At 64.8% G+C, this 14,239-nt stretch carries 10 protein-coding genes; 3 read left to right on the top strand and 7 right to left on the bottom strand.

Annotation, left to right across the window (positions count from 1 at the left end; translation table 11 throughout):
* Positions 1-18 precede the first annotated feature (18 nt).
* Together FKZ61_RS04880 and FKZ61_RS04875 are read left to right on the top strand one after the other, a co-directional pair.
* On the top strand, positions 19-1,353 hold the full coding sequence (locus FKZ61_RS04880) for a serine hydroxymethyltransferase (protein ID WP_141608954.1): 1,335 nt from the start codon (positions 19-21) through the stop codon (positions 1,351-1,353).
* A gap of 197 nt (positions 1,354-1,550) precedes the next feature.
* Positions 1,551-2,888, top strand: a complete 1,338-nt coding sequence (locus FKZ61_RS04875) for an MFS transporter (RefSeq protein ID WP_141608953.1) — start codon at positions 1,551-1,553, stop codon at positions 2,886-2,888.
* Positions 2,889-2,931: 43 nt separating this feature from the next.
* Here FKZ61_RS04875 and pyk read toward each other — a convergent pair whose 3' ends face one another.
* From pyk to FKZ61_RS04855, 4 genes are all read right to left on the bottom strand, one after another.
* Positions 2,932-4,686, bottom strand: a complete 1,755-nt coding sequence (gene pyk, locus FKZ61_RS04870; protein WP_141608952.1) for a pyruvate kinase — start codon at positions 4,684-4,686, stop codon at positions 2,932-2,934.
* Positions 4,687-5,170: 484 nt separating this feature from the next.
* Positions 5,171-6,271, bottom strand: a complete 1,101-nt coding sequence (locus tag FKZ61_RS04865; protein WP_141608951.1) for a hypothetical protein — start codon at positions 6,269-6,271, stop codon at positions 5,171-5,173.
* A 540-nt stretch (positions 6,272-6,811) separates the two neighbouring features.
* The gene (locus FKZ61_RS04860; protein WP_141608950.1) at positions 6,812-7,870 is read right to left on the bottom strand and encodes a DNA gyrase C-terminal beta-propeller domain-containing protein; all 1,059 of its coding nucleotides are present in this window, start codon (positions 7,868-7,870) and stop codon (positions 6,812-6,814) included.
* Positions 7,871-8,382: 512 nt separating this feature from the next.
* On the bottom strand, positions 8,383-10,050 hold the full coding sequence (locus FKZ61_RS04855; RefSeq protein ID WP_229964144.1) for a transglycosylase SLT domain-containing protein: 1,668 nt from the start codon (positions 10,048-10,050) through the stop codon (positions 8,383-8,385).
* Between the two features lie 269 nt (positions 10,051-10,319).
* Between FKZ61_RS04855 and FKZ61_RS04850 the strand changes: the two genes are divergently transcribed.
* Positions 10,320-10,985 (top strand): SanA/YdcF family protein, encoded by a 666-nt coding sequence (locus FKZ61_RS04850; protein WP_211358418.1) that lies wholly within the window; start codon positions 10,320-10,322, stop codon positions 10,983-10,985.
* A gap of 13 nt (positions 10,986-10,998) precedes the next feature.
* Here the strand turns inward: FKZ61_RS04850 and FKZ61_RS04845 are convergent, their stop codons facing one another.
* From FKZ61_RS04845 to FKZ61_RS04835, 3 genes are all read right to left on the bottom strand, one after another.
* Positions 10,999-11,835: an MBL fold metallo-hydrolase gene (locus FKZ61_RS04845; protein ID WP_141608948.1), complete on the bottom strand. Its 837-nt coding sequence runs from the start codon at positions 11,833-11,835 to the stop codon at positions 10,999-11,001.
* A gap of 10 nt (positions 11,836-11,845) precedes the next feature.
* Positions 11,846-12,754: an NAD-dependent epimerase/dehydratase family protein gene (locus tag FKZ61_RS04840; protein ID WP_141608947.1), complete on the bottom strand. Its 909-nt coding sequence runs from the start codon at positions 12,752-12,754 to the stop codon at positions 11,846-11,848.
* Between the two features lie 228 nt (positions 12,755-12,982).
* Positions 12,983-14,041 carry an SIS domain-containing protein gene (locus FKZ61_RS04835; protein WP_170199275.1) on the bottom strand — a complete coding sequence of 353 codons (1,059 nt, stop codon included), beginning with the start codon at positions 14,039-14,041 and terminating at the stop codon, positions 12,983-12,985.
* Positions 14,042-14,239 lie beyond the last annotated feature (198 nt).

The following is a 14,239-nucleotide window of genomic DNA, read 5'->3' as shown; positions in this document are numbered from 1 at the left end:
CCCAAGGAGAATGGATGGATGAGTATCACATCATCATTACAAACGGGCAACCAGGCGGAACACACGTCGCCCCTTGCCTTTGACGCCTGGACCGACACCCCCGATCCCCGGGAGATTTTGGCCGAACAGGATCCGGAAATCTACGAGGCCATCGAGCTGGAGCGCAAACGCCAGTTCAGCGGCATCGAGTTGATCGCCAGCGAGAACTATGTCTCCCCGGCCGTGCTGGCAGCCATGGGCAGTGTCCTGACCAACAAATACGCGGAAGGTTATCCGGGCAAGCGCTACTACGGCGGCTGTGAATTTGTGGACATCGCCGAGCGCATCGCCATTGAACGGGCCAAGGCCATCTTTGGCGCCGAACACGCCAACGTCCAGCCCCACTCCGGCGCCCAGGCCAACGAAGCGGTCTACCTGGCCCTGTTGAAGCCCGGTGACACGGTGCTGGCCCTCAAACTGGACCACGGCGGCCACCTCAGCCACGGCTTCCACCTGAACAGCTCCGGCAAGCTGTACAACTTCCAGCACTATGGCGTGGACCGGGAAACCGAGCGCATCGACTACGACAACCTGCAGCGGATGGCCGAGGAGCTGCGGCCCAAACTGATCGTGGCCGGCGCCAGCGCCTACCCCCGCTTCTTTGACTTCCCCCGGCTGCGGGAGATTGCGGACAGCGTGGGGGCCAAGCTGATGATGGACATGGCCCACGTGGCCGGGTTGATCGCCGCGGGGCTGCACCCCGATCCGGTGCCCTACTGCGACGTGGTGACCTCCACCACCCACAAGACCTTGCGAGGGCCCCGGGGTGGGCTGATCCTCTGCCGGGCCGAATACGCGCGGGAGATCGACCGGGCTGTCTTCCCTGGCACCCAGGGCGGCCCCCTGATGCACATCATCGCGGCCAAGGCAGTCAGCTTCGGCGAGGCCCTGCGGCCCGAGTTCAAGGCCTATCAGCAGCAGGTGGTGGCCAACGCCCAGGCCCTGGCCCGCTCCCTGCAGGAGGAGGGGCTGCGCATCGTCAGCGGCGGCACCGATAACCACCTGATGTTGGTGGACCTGAGCGTGCTGAATTCAGAGGAGATCACAGGCAAGGCGGTGGAAAAGGCGCTGGACAACGCAGGCATCCACTGCAACAAGAACATGATCCCCTTCGACCCCAGACCCGCCATGGTGACCAGCGGCATCCGGCTGGGCACGCCGGCCGCCACCACCCGGGGGCTGGGCGAGGCCGAATTCACCCAGATCGGCCGCTGGATTGCGGCCATTGCCCGAGACCCCCAGAACCAGGCCCTCCAGGAGCAAACCCGGGCCCAGGTGCTGGAGATGGCCAGCCGTTTCCCCGTCCCCGCCTGACAGGCAACGGCCGAGACCATGAAGACAATGGCATGAAAAAGGGGAGCACGTTCCTGTGCTCCCCTTTTTGAATTGGCCGGTATGCGATAGCTCGACATGAGACCGTGGCCGGCCTTGGGCCGATGATTGAAATCATCGGCTGACACGCCCTAAGTGCCTTGAAACGCACTCCACCAGGAAAGAGGAGGCGAAGCGCCATGGACCAACCCACGCCAGCCTACAGTCGACGAGAGCAGATCGGCTGGTACTTCTATGACTGGGCCAATTCTGCCTTTTCCACCACCGTGGTGACGGTCTTCCTGGGTCCCTACCTCACGGCTGTGACCAAGCAGGCCGCCGATGCAGCCGGGTACGTGTATCCCCTGGGCCTGCCCGTCCTGGCCGATTCCTTCTTCCCCTACGTGGTTTCCCTGTCGGTGGCGCTCCAGGTCTTCTTCCTGCCCATCCTGGGCGCTATCGCCGACTATTCCCACCGCAAAAAGCAGCTCATGGGCATCTTCGCCTATGTGGGCGCCCTGGCGACCATGGGCCTCTACTTCTTGAACGGCGACCGCTATCTGCTGGGAGGCGTGCTCTTTCTGCTGGCCAACCTGAGCTTTGGCGCCTCCATTGTGTTCTACAACGCCTACCTGCCCGACATCGCCCCGCCGGAGGAGCGGGACCGGGTCTCGTCCCAGGGATGGGCGTTGGGCTACCTGGGCGGTGGGCTCCTCCTGGCCTTGAACCTGGTCTTCGTCCAGTTTCTGGCCGAGCCCCTGGGCATCGACACTGGCCACGCAGCCCGCATCTGTCTGGCTTCGGCCGGCCTCTGGTGGGCCATCTTCACCGTGATCCCCCTGTTGAGCCTGCGGCGACGGCAGCCCCTGCGGGCCTTGCCCCCGGGCGAACACTACTGGAGCGTCGGCTTCAAACAGCTTCGCCACACCCTGCGACACCTGCCCGGCTACCCCCAGACGCTGCTGTTTCTGGTGGCCTACCTCCTCTACAACGACGGCATCCAGACCGTCATCGCGCTGGCCGCGCAGTTCGGCAGCCAGGTGCTGGGCATGGGGACCGCCTCCCTGGTGCAGGTGATCCTCATGGTTCAGTTCATCGCCTTTGTGGGGGCGCTGGTTTTCGGCTATGTGGCCCGGTGGGTGGGGACGCGTCGGGCCATCGTCATCAGCCTGGTGATCTGGCTGGCGGTGACCGTCTATGCCTACGGGATGCTGCAGACGGAGCGGGAGTTCTTCCTCATGGCCGCGGTGATTGCCGTGGTGTTGGGGGGCAGCCAGGCCCTGAGCCGCTCCCTCTTTTCCCAGATGATTCCCACCGGCCAGGAGGCAGAGTACTTCAGCCTGTATGAAGTCAGCGAGCGGGGCACCAGCTGGCTTGGCCCCCTCTTGTACGGCCTGACCCTCCAGTTCAGCGGCAGCTACCGGCTGGCCATCCTCTCCATTGCTGTCTTTTTCGCCCTGGGGCTGATCCTGCTGGTGATGGTGGACGTGCCCCGGGCCATCCGGGAGGCGGGGCACCCCGTTCCCGAGCGGATCTGAACACGGGCACGGGGGCCCTGCAGGCGGGCACAGAGGCCCGCCCCTATTTGTTCCATTCGATCACCTGGCCGGTGGTGGCATCCAGGATGACCCGCTTGCCGTCCACCAGCTGGTCGATCTCCCCATCCACGCCGATGATGGCCGGCAGACCCAGCTCCACGGCAGCCACCGCGCCCAGGCTATCCAGCCCCGAATCCCGGGTGATGAGGCCGCCGGCCCGCTGCAGCAACTTGATGCAGGAGCGGTCCACGTGGTCGACAAAGACGATGTCCTGGGGCCCGATCTCCGGCTCCACGCCGTTGAGGGGGGTTTTAATGCGCACGATGCGGCCGGCGATCTCCCGCTGGCCCAGGCCAATGCCCCGGGCCAACACCCGCTCGATGGTGCGCACCATCATCAGGTTGGTGGCGCTGCGCACGCTGCCCACCACCCCGGCCGTCAACACCACCGTGTCCCCTGGATTGACATAACCATGCTTCTGGGCCACCGCGATGGCATCGTTGACCACTTCGTCGGTGTTGCTCAGGCGGCGGGTCAACAGGGGATAGACGCCCCAGTACATGCAGAGTTGCCGCTGGACCATGGGGCTGGGGGTGACGGCCACCACCGGAACCCGGGGCCGGAAGCTGGCAATGAACTTGGCCGTGGCGCCGCTGACGGTCGGTGCAATGATGGCCTTGGCATTCAAGAGCTCGGCCGTCTGCATGGCCGCGTGGCAGACCGCGCCGGCAGCGGTGTAGATCTCGGGCTTGGCGAACTTCACCCGGCGGTCGCTGGCCAGGAGGGCCCGCTCTGCCTCTTCGGCAATTTTGACCATGGTCTCCACCGACTCCACCGGGTAGTTGCCAGAGGCCGTCTCGCCCGAGAGCATGATGGCGTCGCTGCCGTCCAACACCGCGTTGGCCACGTCGCTGGCCTCGGCCCGGGTGGGCCGGGGGTTGCGGATCATGGAGTCCAGCATCTGGGTGGCGGTGATCACCGGCTTGGCCGCGGCCAGGCACTTGGAGATGATCATCTTTTGGACCATGGGGACGGTTTCGGGGCGGGTCTCAATGCCCAGATCCCCCCGGGCCACCATGATGGCGTCCGAGGCGTTGATGATGGCATCGATGTTGCGCACTGCTTCCGGCTTTTCAATTTTGGAGATGACGGGAGGCACCCGCCCAAAGGAGGAGTCCTGCTGGATGATCTGCTTTAACTCCAACACCTCCCCGGCCGTGCGCACAAAGCTGAGGGCGATCCAGTCCACCTGCTGGCTCAGGGCAAACCGGACATCTTCCAGGTCTTTTTCCGTCAGGGCCGGAATGTCCAGGGAAGCGTCGGGGAGGTTCATGCCCTTGTTGTCGGTGAGGGTTCCGCCGATTACCACCCGGGCCCGAATCTCCTTGTCCGAGCTGGAGAGCACTTCCAGCTCCAGCAGGCCATCGTCGATGAGGATGCGCTCGCCCGGGCGGACCTTGGCGGGCAGATCCTGGTACTGGATGGGGATCAGGCCGGGCTTGCCTTCCACATCTTCGACGGTCAGGACCACTTCTTCCCCCTTGCGCAGGGGAACGCCGCCGGGCTGCATCTTACCCACCCGCAACTTCGGTCCCTGCAGGTCGGCCAGAATGGCGATGGGTTTGCCCAATTCTTCCGAAATGGTGCGAATGCGCTCGATGGTAGCGCGGTGGTACTCGTGGGTTCCGTGGCTCAGGTTCAGGCGAGCCACATTCATGCCTGCCTGAATCAGCCGGGTCAACACCTCTGGCTCACGGCTGGCCGGGCCAATTGTACAGATGATTTTTACTCGGAGCATATCCGTTCCTCGTCAGGGTTGACTCCTTTGAGGCCGCAGCAACTGTCCATTGTTCTGGTGCCTGCCCCCCCTTTTTTCTCCAGCTTTATCCAATCGATCTCATCGAACCCGACACGCTATCATCTGACTCCATACAGGAGGTCGATACGGGGGACCACGAGGATTTGTCAGGGCAGGTCCCGCTGGGCACAGGGCTGTGGACTACAGGAAAGATTCGTTGCAATCCGCCAATGGACCAACTCCACCCGGGGCGGTGTGGAGTTGGTAAAGCTGCCATATTAGAGTAATCCTACCACATTTTTCTTTGGAATTCTAAGTTGAATCGCTTTTCGATGGAACCTTTGGATGTGATGCCCGGCGGGTGACGAAACTGGAGCTGGCCACCAAAACGAGGGGAGTGAACAACAAACATCCAACCACAAAGAAAGTGCCGCCTGTCCAGGTGCAGACAGGCGGCACGCGTCCCGACGCCGTCCGTCCCGGCCTATGCAGGCTCCTGGGACGGCTCAGACTCTGCCTCCGGATCCTCTGCTTCGGTGTCTTCCCCCTCTTCTTGCCGTTGTGCTGCTTCGGCCAGGGAGATCTCGCCCGCATCGTGGCGGGCGCGGGCTTCCAGGAACTCCTCTTCCGACATGCCGGGCGGGATGTCATCCTGGCCCAGGACCCGCAACAGCCCCAGGCGCAGCCCCTTCACCGTACGCTCCAGCGGGCGCTCGCTGTGGAGCTCGGCGAAGGTGCTCACAGCGGCTTCCGGGCTGAGGGGCGCCAACCCGTAGTGGGCCGCCAGGCGCTCCCGGTGATGGGCAATCCACAGGTAGAGATCCGCCTCAGTACGCTCGGGGAAATGCTCCAGGAGGTTGTACTTGCGGATCGCTTCCACCACAGGCTGGTAGACGTTGCGATACCAGCTCACCACGGCGTCTTCCCAGCTAAGGCGCTCTTCCTTCCCTTCCCGGTCCAGGTCCAGGTTGCGCAGGTACTGGTGCACCTGGATGTGGTGGATCAGCTGTTCGTATCGGCCCGGCTCCGTCAGACTGATGCCGTGATCCGGCACCAGCTCATTGATCTTCGTCTTCTCCAGAAATTCAGCTTCCTCCACCTTGATCAGCCAGCGATCCCGTTCGAAGTCATCCAGGGTGAGGGGGATATCGGTGGCCACCTCGGTGACATAGGCTTCGATGTGGGTCATGCCGTTGGCCCGGGCCACGCTGACCCGGTGGTTCCCATCTTTCACAAAGTAGACTTCACCGATCTTGAAAAGTTCCACTGGCGGCAAGCCTTCCAGGGAATGCATGGCCGCGTCGACCCGCGTCCAGCGCTCTTCGTTGACGCCAGAGCGGGGCAGGAAGGTGCGGGTGAAATCTCGATAACGCCCCACGCTGCCCACAATCCGATCCAGGGGAACCATCTCGGTTCCTTTTTCAATCTGTTGACGGGCCTTGAGGCGATTGGCGATCTCATGGTAATTGATCAAATCAGTGTCCTGGCCCGTGATCAGGCCCAACAAATCGGCCACCTGGGCCCGGGTGACACTGCGTCGATAGCGTTCTCGCGCTTCGATCTGGTTCAGCGCTTCTGATGTCATTTCTGACTCTCCTTCTGCAAGGCTGTTGTCCAACAGGCTGGTCCGGCCTTCGGCCAGTGCAGCCTGACCTACACAAGGCCAGACAGGGCAGCAGCACCTGCAACTTAGATTTGAGTCTACCGTCGATACGTTAACAACGTGTCAACGGTTGCTGTCGAATGGGCACCGGGGCTGTTAAACCAGGTCCAAGCCTGTTCCAGCCTGCGCTCCCTGGTGGCGTTCCCATGTGCCCGGCCGGGCGACTCACGTCCCGACCTCATCCTATCATACGCCACGGACATACAACTCAATGAAATGGCGCAAAGTTCCCCGGATTTTATTATGCAAAAGTACCAAAAACCCGCCGACAAAAACGGCTCTGCTCCGATGACGGAAAGCAGAGCCTTTCAGTATATCAGCTTTCAATGACCAGGCCTGTAACCCCGGCTCCAAGGCAGATTCTTCGCTTCAGATATCTCCCTGTGACAGGTATTCGGGCATATCCGCAGGGCGCAGGCAAATTGGGCAGGAAAACGCGACCGGACGTTTCCCAGCAGGGTATCAGGCAGGGGCCGCAGCCAGGGCCGGCAGCACCGCCACGGCGACGCACTCGTCGGCCCGCAGGTTCATGCAGTTGACCCCCTGGACCACCCCCTCCTTGGGCGGCACCTCGGCCGCCGCAAAGCGGATGACCTTGCCCAGCCGGGAGAGGATCAGCAGGTCGTCGCCCTCCTGGACAGGCACCGCGCCCACGATCTGGTCGGCTCTCATGGCCGTCTTCCCGGCTGCCCCCGGCGACTTGTGGGCACTGAAGCCGCTCATCAGGCGGATGGTCCCCTTGCCCTGGTCGCTGAGCAGGAAGACAGCCCCGTCCGCGGGGATGGCCGCCACGCCCACCACCTCGTCCTGGGGATCCACCCGCATGCCCAGGCATCCCCGGACTGGCACCAGCCGTTCGGCGAAACGGGTAGCCTGGCCGGCCCGGGTCACGATGAACAATTCCTGATCGCCCTGGGACCAGCAGGCGGCGGCCGGCGGGCCCCCTTCGGATACGTTGTAGAGCACCGTTCCCGGTTGCAGGCTGCGCCCCAGAAAGTGGGCGGCAATGCGGCGCACCTGTCCCCGCCGGGTCACCAGGATCAGGTAGGCGCCCCGGCCATCCAGGGGCTGGTCGGGGAAGGCCAGGGCCAGCCGCTCGTCCGCCCGCAGGGGAAAGCGCTCCAGGATGGAGCGGCCCCGCCCGTTCAGGGGCGTTTCAGGCAGCTCGGCCACCGGCAGGCGAAAAGCGCGCCCCTGGTCCGTCAGCAGGATGATGCCGGCGTCGTCATCGGCCAGCACCAGCCCCACGGGCGGATCCGCCTCGGCCGCGTCGATGCCGAAGACGCCCATACCGCCCCGGCGCTGGCGTCCGTACAGGTGGCGGGGAGTCCGTTTCACCTGCCCCTGCTCGGTGATGGTGATCACGCTGGTATGGGACGGCGGCTCCTCCGGCCCGGAGGCCGACTCCGACGCCACGGGCTCGGACTCAGCCTGGAGGCGCGCCAGCTTTGCCTCCAGCGCCTCGATGTAGGCGCGGACATGGGGCGGCAACTGGGTCAGGTCAGGGCGTTCCAGTTCCATGACAGGCTCTCCTCAGCCTTCAAAAACCACAGATGACTCCTCTGCATTTTATTTTCAGCCACAGATTCCACAGGTGACACCGCATCTGAGTGCTTCATGATCTGAGTGCTTCATGCACCTTCATGGCGTTGCGGGGAATGAAAAAACCCGCACGATCCGTAGGTCACGCCTCCCTGCGTGACATGGGTTCCCGTCCCACCGGATGCGGATGTCCGGCCAGGAGACCGGACCTACCGATCCGGGTTCCATTTTTCAGGACCGGATGCTCCCACGGCACACAGGCTACCCTCGCGACACGGAGTCGGCATCTGAGGATGCCGATCCAGACGGGACGACGTCGCACCTGAGTTCTCCATGCACCTTCATGGCGTTGCGGGGAATGAAAAAACCCGCACGATCCGTAGGTCACGCATCCCTGCGTGACATGGGTTCCCGTCCCACCGGATGCGAATGTCCGGCCAGGAGACCGGACCTACGAAATCATAAACGCCACTTCGCAAGACAATTCGGTATCACTCCGCGGGGATGGTGGCAGCCAGGCGCCGGATCTGGGTGGCGTAGTCTTGCAGTTCCGGCGCCAGCGTCTCCCAGGTGCCGCCAGCTGCCAGGAAGTCCAGTAGCTGGTCTGGCCCCCAGTTGTAGGCGACCAGCATCCACTCTTCCTGGGGGTATCCCCGGCTGCCCAACAGGGTGCGCAGGTAGTCCAGATAGGCCGCCGCCACCAGGACGTTGCTGTAGCTGTCAAAGGGATCGTTCACCTGGAGGGCCGGAGCCCATTCCTGCCACGTGGTGGGCAAGATCTGCATCAGGCCCAAATCGCCGTGGCTGCCCATGGCCAAAGAGTCGAAGCCACTTTCCACGTAGGCCTGGGCGGCCAACAGGCGCCAGTTCAGGTCGTAGCGGGCGCCGATCTCCTGAAACATCTGCTGGTAGGTCATGGTCTGCCGGGGCACAGGAGTGGCGGTGGGCGGCGGGGAGGGCAGGACCTCTCCCGGGGCAGTCACCTGTTCGGGCAAGACCACCGGACCCAATGCCGAGACGCCGCCCGTGGACGCCGCCGGAGCCGGGGGCGCTGCCATCCCATCTGGCACAGGGCCCGGCATGGAGGCCACTGCCGGCCGGGTCGGCACCGGGTCCGCTACCCTGACCAGGATGGCGATGGGCACGGCCACCGGCGTCGCTCCTGGGTCGACACCGGGTTCCCCGGCCGCGGGGCCTGGCAGGGCCAACAGGGCGCCGAGGGCCAGCATGGCCATCCCGATGACAGCCAGCAGGAGTACCCCAGCGGCGGCGAACATCTGGCCCAGGCCGATCCAGGGGGCCAAAGCCACGGCGCACCCTCCGCCGTGGCGCTCCACTTCGCCATTTGCCCCCCGGCCCCACAGACGAAAATAGAGCGGCGCAACTTCAGCCCGGATCCCCAACACAGGCCGCTGTCTGGGGGTAACCCGCACTGCCACCCACAGGCGTTCACCGGGCTGGAGCAGAAAACGGGCCGGATTGGGCTGGAGCCCGGAGTCGTAAGAGACGCGATAGCTCAGCTGACAGCGACCATGTCGGTCGCGCCCCTGGAGTTCACAGCGAAGCGGGGCGTTTCCGCCGTTGGCCACCGGCAGACGCACCCAGGCCTCTCGCCGGAACCACGCCAGGGAAACTCGCCCCGGGGTTGGCCTCCCCAGGCGAAGGTCGTAGAACGGCTCAATCACCAGGCGGGCGGCCACCCGGCTCTGGCGGCCGGGATACGCGTCCGGGGCCCGCACCACCACGGCAAAAGGATGCTCCCCTGCCCGGCTGGCAGGGTGGCGGGGCGGTGCCAGGGTGAGGGTGAGCTGTGCCCGCTCGCCCGGCTGTAGGGTCCGGTATACCGGCAGGGACGGCAGCCAGGCCGGGTCCAGCCAGCCTTCCACCGTGACGATGAAGGTGGCCGGCCGGGGGCCGTTGTTGAGGAGGCCCACCGCCAGCTCCACATGCTCCCCTGCCGCGACGGTGGGGGTGCGGTCGCCCAGACTGACCACCAGGATCTCATCCTGCTGCTCGGGAAGCGCCCCTCTCCGCTCTGGAGCTGGCTGACGCCCGGCCGACTGGGGCGGTGGTGCCACAGGGGTGGCCTCCCCGTCGATCTCCAGCACCGGCAGCGCCGTCCAGGAGGGGGGAACCTGGGGCGCTTCAGCGTCGTCCAATGCCTCAAATCGGGTCGCCTCGACTTGAGGCGATGGACGGGCGCGGGTAGAATCGGGCTGCCGGGATGCGGTGGAAGGATGCCGCTGTTCGTCGAGCATAGGCTATAGTATCGGGGCAGGGCAGCCTGCTGTCAAGTCGACCGGCAATGGAGGGTATAGTCCAAGATCGTCGGTGCAGCATGTCGGGAGAGGGTTTGTCCTGTCCGGGACTCCGACGATTGTGAACCATACCCGGCAATGGGCGCGTGTTCGTAAGGAGGCACAGGTTGATGCAAGTTGGAAGGTGGCGCCGTCGTCTGGGGCGGAAGTGGGTAGGGATCCTGATCGGAGGTTCGATCCTGGGCCTGATGCTGTTTCCATTTGGCTGGCGCTGGTGGATCAGCTACCGCTATGCGAATGCCATCTACACGGCCAACGACGTGCCGCCGGCCCGGGTGGCCATCGTCTTTGGGGCCCGGGTCTATGGCAGCGGCCGCCTGAGCGCCATGCTGCGGGACCGGGTGGACACGGCCATCGAGCTCTACCAGGCGGGCAAGGTGCAAAAGCTACTGATGAGCGGCGACAACCGCTTCGACAATTACAACGAGCCCGGCGCCATGATGGCCTACGCCCTGGAGCGGGGCGTGCCGGCCGAAGACATCCAGCCCGACTATGGCGGCCGCCGAACCTACGACACCTGCTATCGGGCCCGGGCCATCTTCCAGGTTCAGGATGCCATCCTGGTGACCCAGAATTTTCACCTGCCCAGGGCCCTCTTCCTCTGCGAGCAGCTGGGAGTGCCGGCGGTGGGCGTCGCAGCCGACCGCCGCACCTACGATCCCCGTTCCATCGCCTGGTCCGAGCTGCGGGAAATCCCGGCACTCCTGGCCGCCCTGCTGGATGTGATTCGTCGGGTTCCGCCGCCAGTGATGGGCGAACCCATCCCCCTGGAGTAGGCGGCCCCCGGGCTCAGGCGAGGTCATCCTCCCCGGTTGCCCCACCTTCCGCCTGGAGGGCCTGCAGGTAGCGGGCTGCCGAGCGGGCCACCGCGGCCTGAGCATCCCCGGCCACCACCCGATCCCACCAGCCGCCGTAAATCCGCTCGAAGGAATAGGGGGCCAGCGCGTCCACAATGCGCCGTACCGCCGCGGCAGACAAGGGGATCAGGTTGGGATAGCTGCGCATGAAGCTCACATAGCGCCGATCGGAAACCACCTGCAGGGTATCCCCGGTGAGCAGCACGCCCTGGCCCTCCGCCCCATCCCGCCAGTGCAGGACGGTCGACCCGGCAAAATGGCCGCCACAGCGAATCAGGGTCACCCCATCCCACAACGACAGGGTTTCGCCCTGCCAGAAGTGGATGGCAGGATCCGGCCGCATGACCCACCGACGGTCGGATTCGTGCAGGTAGATGGGCGCCTGGAAGGCCCGCCCCCACTCCACCATGCTGCTGTAGAAGTGGGGATGGGAGATGGCGATGGCCTGAATACCGCCCAGCGCCTCAACCGCCGCAATGGTGGGATCATCCAGCAGGCTGATGCAGTCCCACAGGACATTGCCCTGGGGCGTCTGCACCAGCAGGGCCCGCTGGCCGATGGCAAAGTGGGGGTGGGTGCCGATGCCCGTCAGGCCAGGCTCAGCGGTCTTGATGACGTTGTGGTAATCCGCCTGCAGCTCGGCCAGGGTGGTCCAGCGCTGCCCCTCCCATCCTATGTACTGGCGTTCATCGGCACAGATGGGGCATGTGTCAGGAGGGCTGTCCGTTTCGGCAAATTGGGTGCCGCAGGTCGTGCAGATATAGTTCATGGTCTTTACCTCACTGCTGACGTTGTGCCTGCCACGCCCGATAGTAGGTGTGAACATCGGCCACGAAATCGGGATGCTGGGGGTGCCAGCCCAGGAAGCGGGTTGCTTTATCCGGGCGGAGCTTCTGATCCAGGGCCAATGCTTCGGCCAGGGGGCCCATCTCTGTCACAGCCTCCGCCAGCGGCCGGTAATGGGGCCGCTTGTGGGTGCCGGTGGCCCGCCCGATGGCGGTCACCATCTCCGAGACCTGCCGGGGTACGCCATCCACCAGGTTGAAGACCTCGCCGGCCAGGCCGCTCTGGGCGGCCAGCACATACCCCTGGGCCAGATCGCCCACGTGCACCATGGACCAGTGGTTGCGACCATCGCCCACCACGTCGAAGGGGTGGCCGTTGGTGGCGCCGTCAAACCAGAGGCCGGTCAACCCGCCGGCCCCGCCGTAGACCACCCCGGGCCGCAGCACCAGACCCCGTACTCCCGTCTCGGTCAGCACCTGATCCTCCACGGCTGGCCGCCAGGCGACCGCGGCCGCCGGCGCCAGGGGAGAACTTTCATCGACTGCGTCGCCCCCCGTGTCGCCGTGAACCCAGACACCGCTGGTGTAGATGAGGGTCCGGGGCGTCGTCCCCTGGCGGGCAGCGGCCAGCAACGTCTCCACCGTGAGCCGATCCAGCTCTGCCGTATCCGCCTGGTAGTCCACCGCGGCGTGGATCAGGATATCTGCCTGGGCGGCCAGGTGACGATAGGTGTCCGGCTCCTGCATGGCGCCTACCACCGGCTGGATCTCCCGCTGGGCCAGGAAGCGGGCCTTGTGCGGGCTGCGGGTCAACCCCAGGACAGCGTAGCCTGCCCGTCGAAAAGCCTGTGCCACGCTGAAGCCAATGTAGCCGGTCGCGCCAGTGATGAAGACGGTTTGCATGGTTGCCTCCTCTCTGTTGTCCGCATAGCCGGGCACAAAAATGCAGCCCGGCGTGTTGGTGGATTGACTTCCCGCTCTTCTTGAACGGTTGACAACAGGATAGGCGAAAACGGGCCGGCAGACGCCGCCCCTGGGGACAGTTCGGATGCGACCAAAAGGGAAGCTCCCCGCTGGACCAAAGATCAGGATCCGGGCGCGAGAAAACGTCCGATCCAGCAGGGAGGGAACTCAGGCCAGGGAATCGGGGTCTAAAACCACCACGGCCTCCAGATGCCGCGGGCGATCGGGGTCCAGACCCTTGGCCATGGCCCGATGGTAGGCCAGCAGCTGGAGTGGGGGCAGGTAGAGGGGTGGGAGCGTCCACTCGGGCAGCGCAGTGGGCAGTTGTACGTTGATGGCGCCAGCGATGGGTTCGGCGGGACTCAGGGCCAGGATGGTGGCCGCCATCTCGCCGGTCTCCATCAGCACCGCCCGCTCATGGTCGAAGGCACGGCGGGAGAGGAGACCCACGGCCAGCGTTTCGCCATCGACCATGGCCTTGGGGCCATGGCGAAATTCCAGGGCGTGGTAGGCTTCGCTGTGGGTGATGGACATCTCCTTGAGCTTCAGCATGGCTTCACAGGCCACGCCGTACTGGGGCCCGGATCCCAGGAAGAAATAGCGGCACAGCTCCAGGCGGTTGCCCAGCCCTTCCATCTCCCCGGCTGTGGCCTCCAGCAGAGCCTCCCCAGCCGGCGGCAGGGAAAAGAGGGCGTCCAGCGGCTCATGGGCCACGGTGGCGGCCAATGCCTGAACCAGCACCAACATGGTGCTGAAGGAGCGGGTCTGGGCCACGCTCTCTTCCTGGGCCGCCTCGGCGGGCAAGACCAGATCGCTCTCCTGGGCCAGGGGCGTATCCGGGTAGCAGGTCACACACCAGACCCGCCGGCCGCCCATCTGCCGGAAGCGGCTGACCGCGGCGATGGTCTCCGAGGTGGTGCCAGAGCGGGAGATGGCCACCAGGAGGGTGCGGCCTGGGTCGGCGGTCACATGGTGGGGAAAGAGCACCAATTCCGAGGCCGGCACACCCCGGGCCGGAATGCCCGTCAGCCCCTGGAGGATGGATGCAGCGATGAGGGAGAGGTAGTAGGTGGAGCCGCAACCGGTGAAGAGCACCCGGGTAGGTGCGGCGTCGTCCCAGGCGGCCTGCACCTGCTCCACCCGGCCCTGAAATTCTGCCAGGGCCGCGGACCAGGCGGTCGCCTGGCTCATGATTTCGGCGAAGGTGTGTTGTCCTCGTGACGTCATAGTCCGTTCCATTCCATGTTCATCGGCAGCCTTACCGCCCTCCCGAAGGTGCCGGAAAAAGAGGGGAAATAGCCCAATCCGGGAAGAAACAAAAAACGCTCAAAAAAGTTCATGGAATCCATCAAAGTTCAAGGTATAGGGGCATTATGGGCGAGCCAGGCGGGTTTGTCAAGGCCTGTCGGGAGGTAAAATCGGGCC

This window comes from Litorilinea aerophila (assembly GCF_006569185.2).
Lineage (GTDB): Bacteria > Chloroflexota > Anaerolineae > Caldilineales > Caldilineaceae > Litorilinea > Litorilinea aerophila.
This window is presented reverse-complemented; position numbering and strand designations above follow the sequence as displayed.

Bases quoted from the DNA above. Each gene is read 5' to 3' on its own strand.
- FKZ61_RS04880 (WP_141608954.1), top strand. From the start codon at position 19: ATGAGTATCACATCATCATTACAAACGGGCAACCAGGCGGAACACACG.
- FKZ61_RS04875 (WP_141608953.1), top strand. From the start codon at position 1,551: ATGGACCAACCCACGCCAGCCTACAGTCGACGAGAGCAGATCGGCTGG.
- pyk (WP_141608952.1), bottom strand. From the start codon at position 4,686: ATGCTCCGAGTAAAAATCATCTGTACAATTGGCCCGGCCAGCCGTGAG.
- FKZ61_RS04865 (WP_141608951.1), bottom strand. From the start codon at position 6,271: ATGACATCAGAAGCGCTGAACCAGATCGAAGCGCGAGAACGCTATCGA.
- FKZ61_RS04860 (WP_141608950.1), bottom strand. From the start codon at position 7,870: ATGGAACTGGAACGCCCTGACCTGACCCAGTTGCCGCCCCATGTCCGC.
- FKZ61_RS04850 (WP_211358418.1), top strand. From the start codon at position 10,320: ATGCAAGTTGGAAGGTGGCGCCGTCGTCTGGGGCGGAAGTGGGTAGGG.
- FKZ61_RS04845 (WP_141608948.1), bottom strand. From the start codon at position 11,835: ATGAACTATATCTGCACGACCTGCGGCACCCAATTTGCCGAAACGGAC.
- FKZ61_RS04840 (WP_141608947.1), bottom strand. From the start codon at position 12,754: ATGCAAACCGTCTTCATCACTGGCGCGACCGGCTACATTGGCTTCAGC.
- FKZ61_RS04835 (WP_170199275.1), bottom strand. From the start codon at position 14,041: ATGACGTCACGAGGACAACACACCTTCGCCGAAATCATGAGCCAGGCG.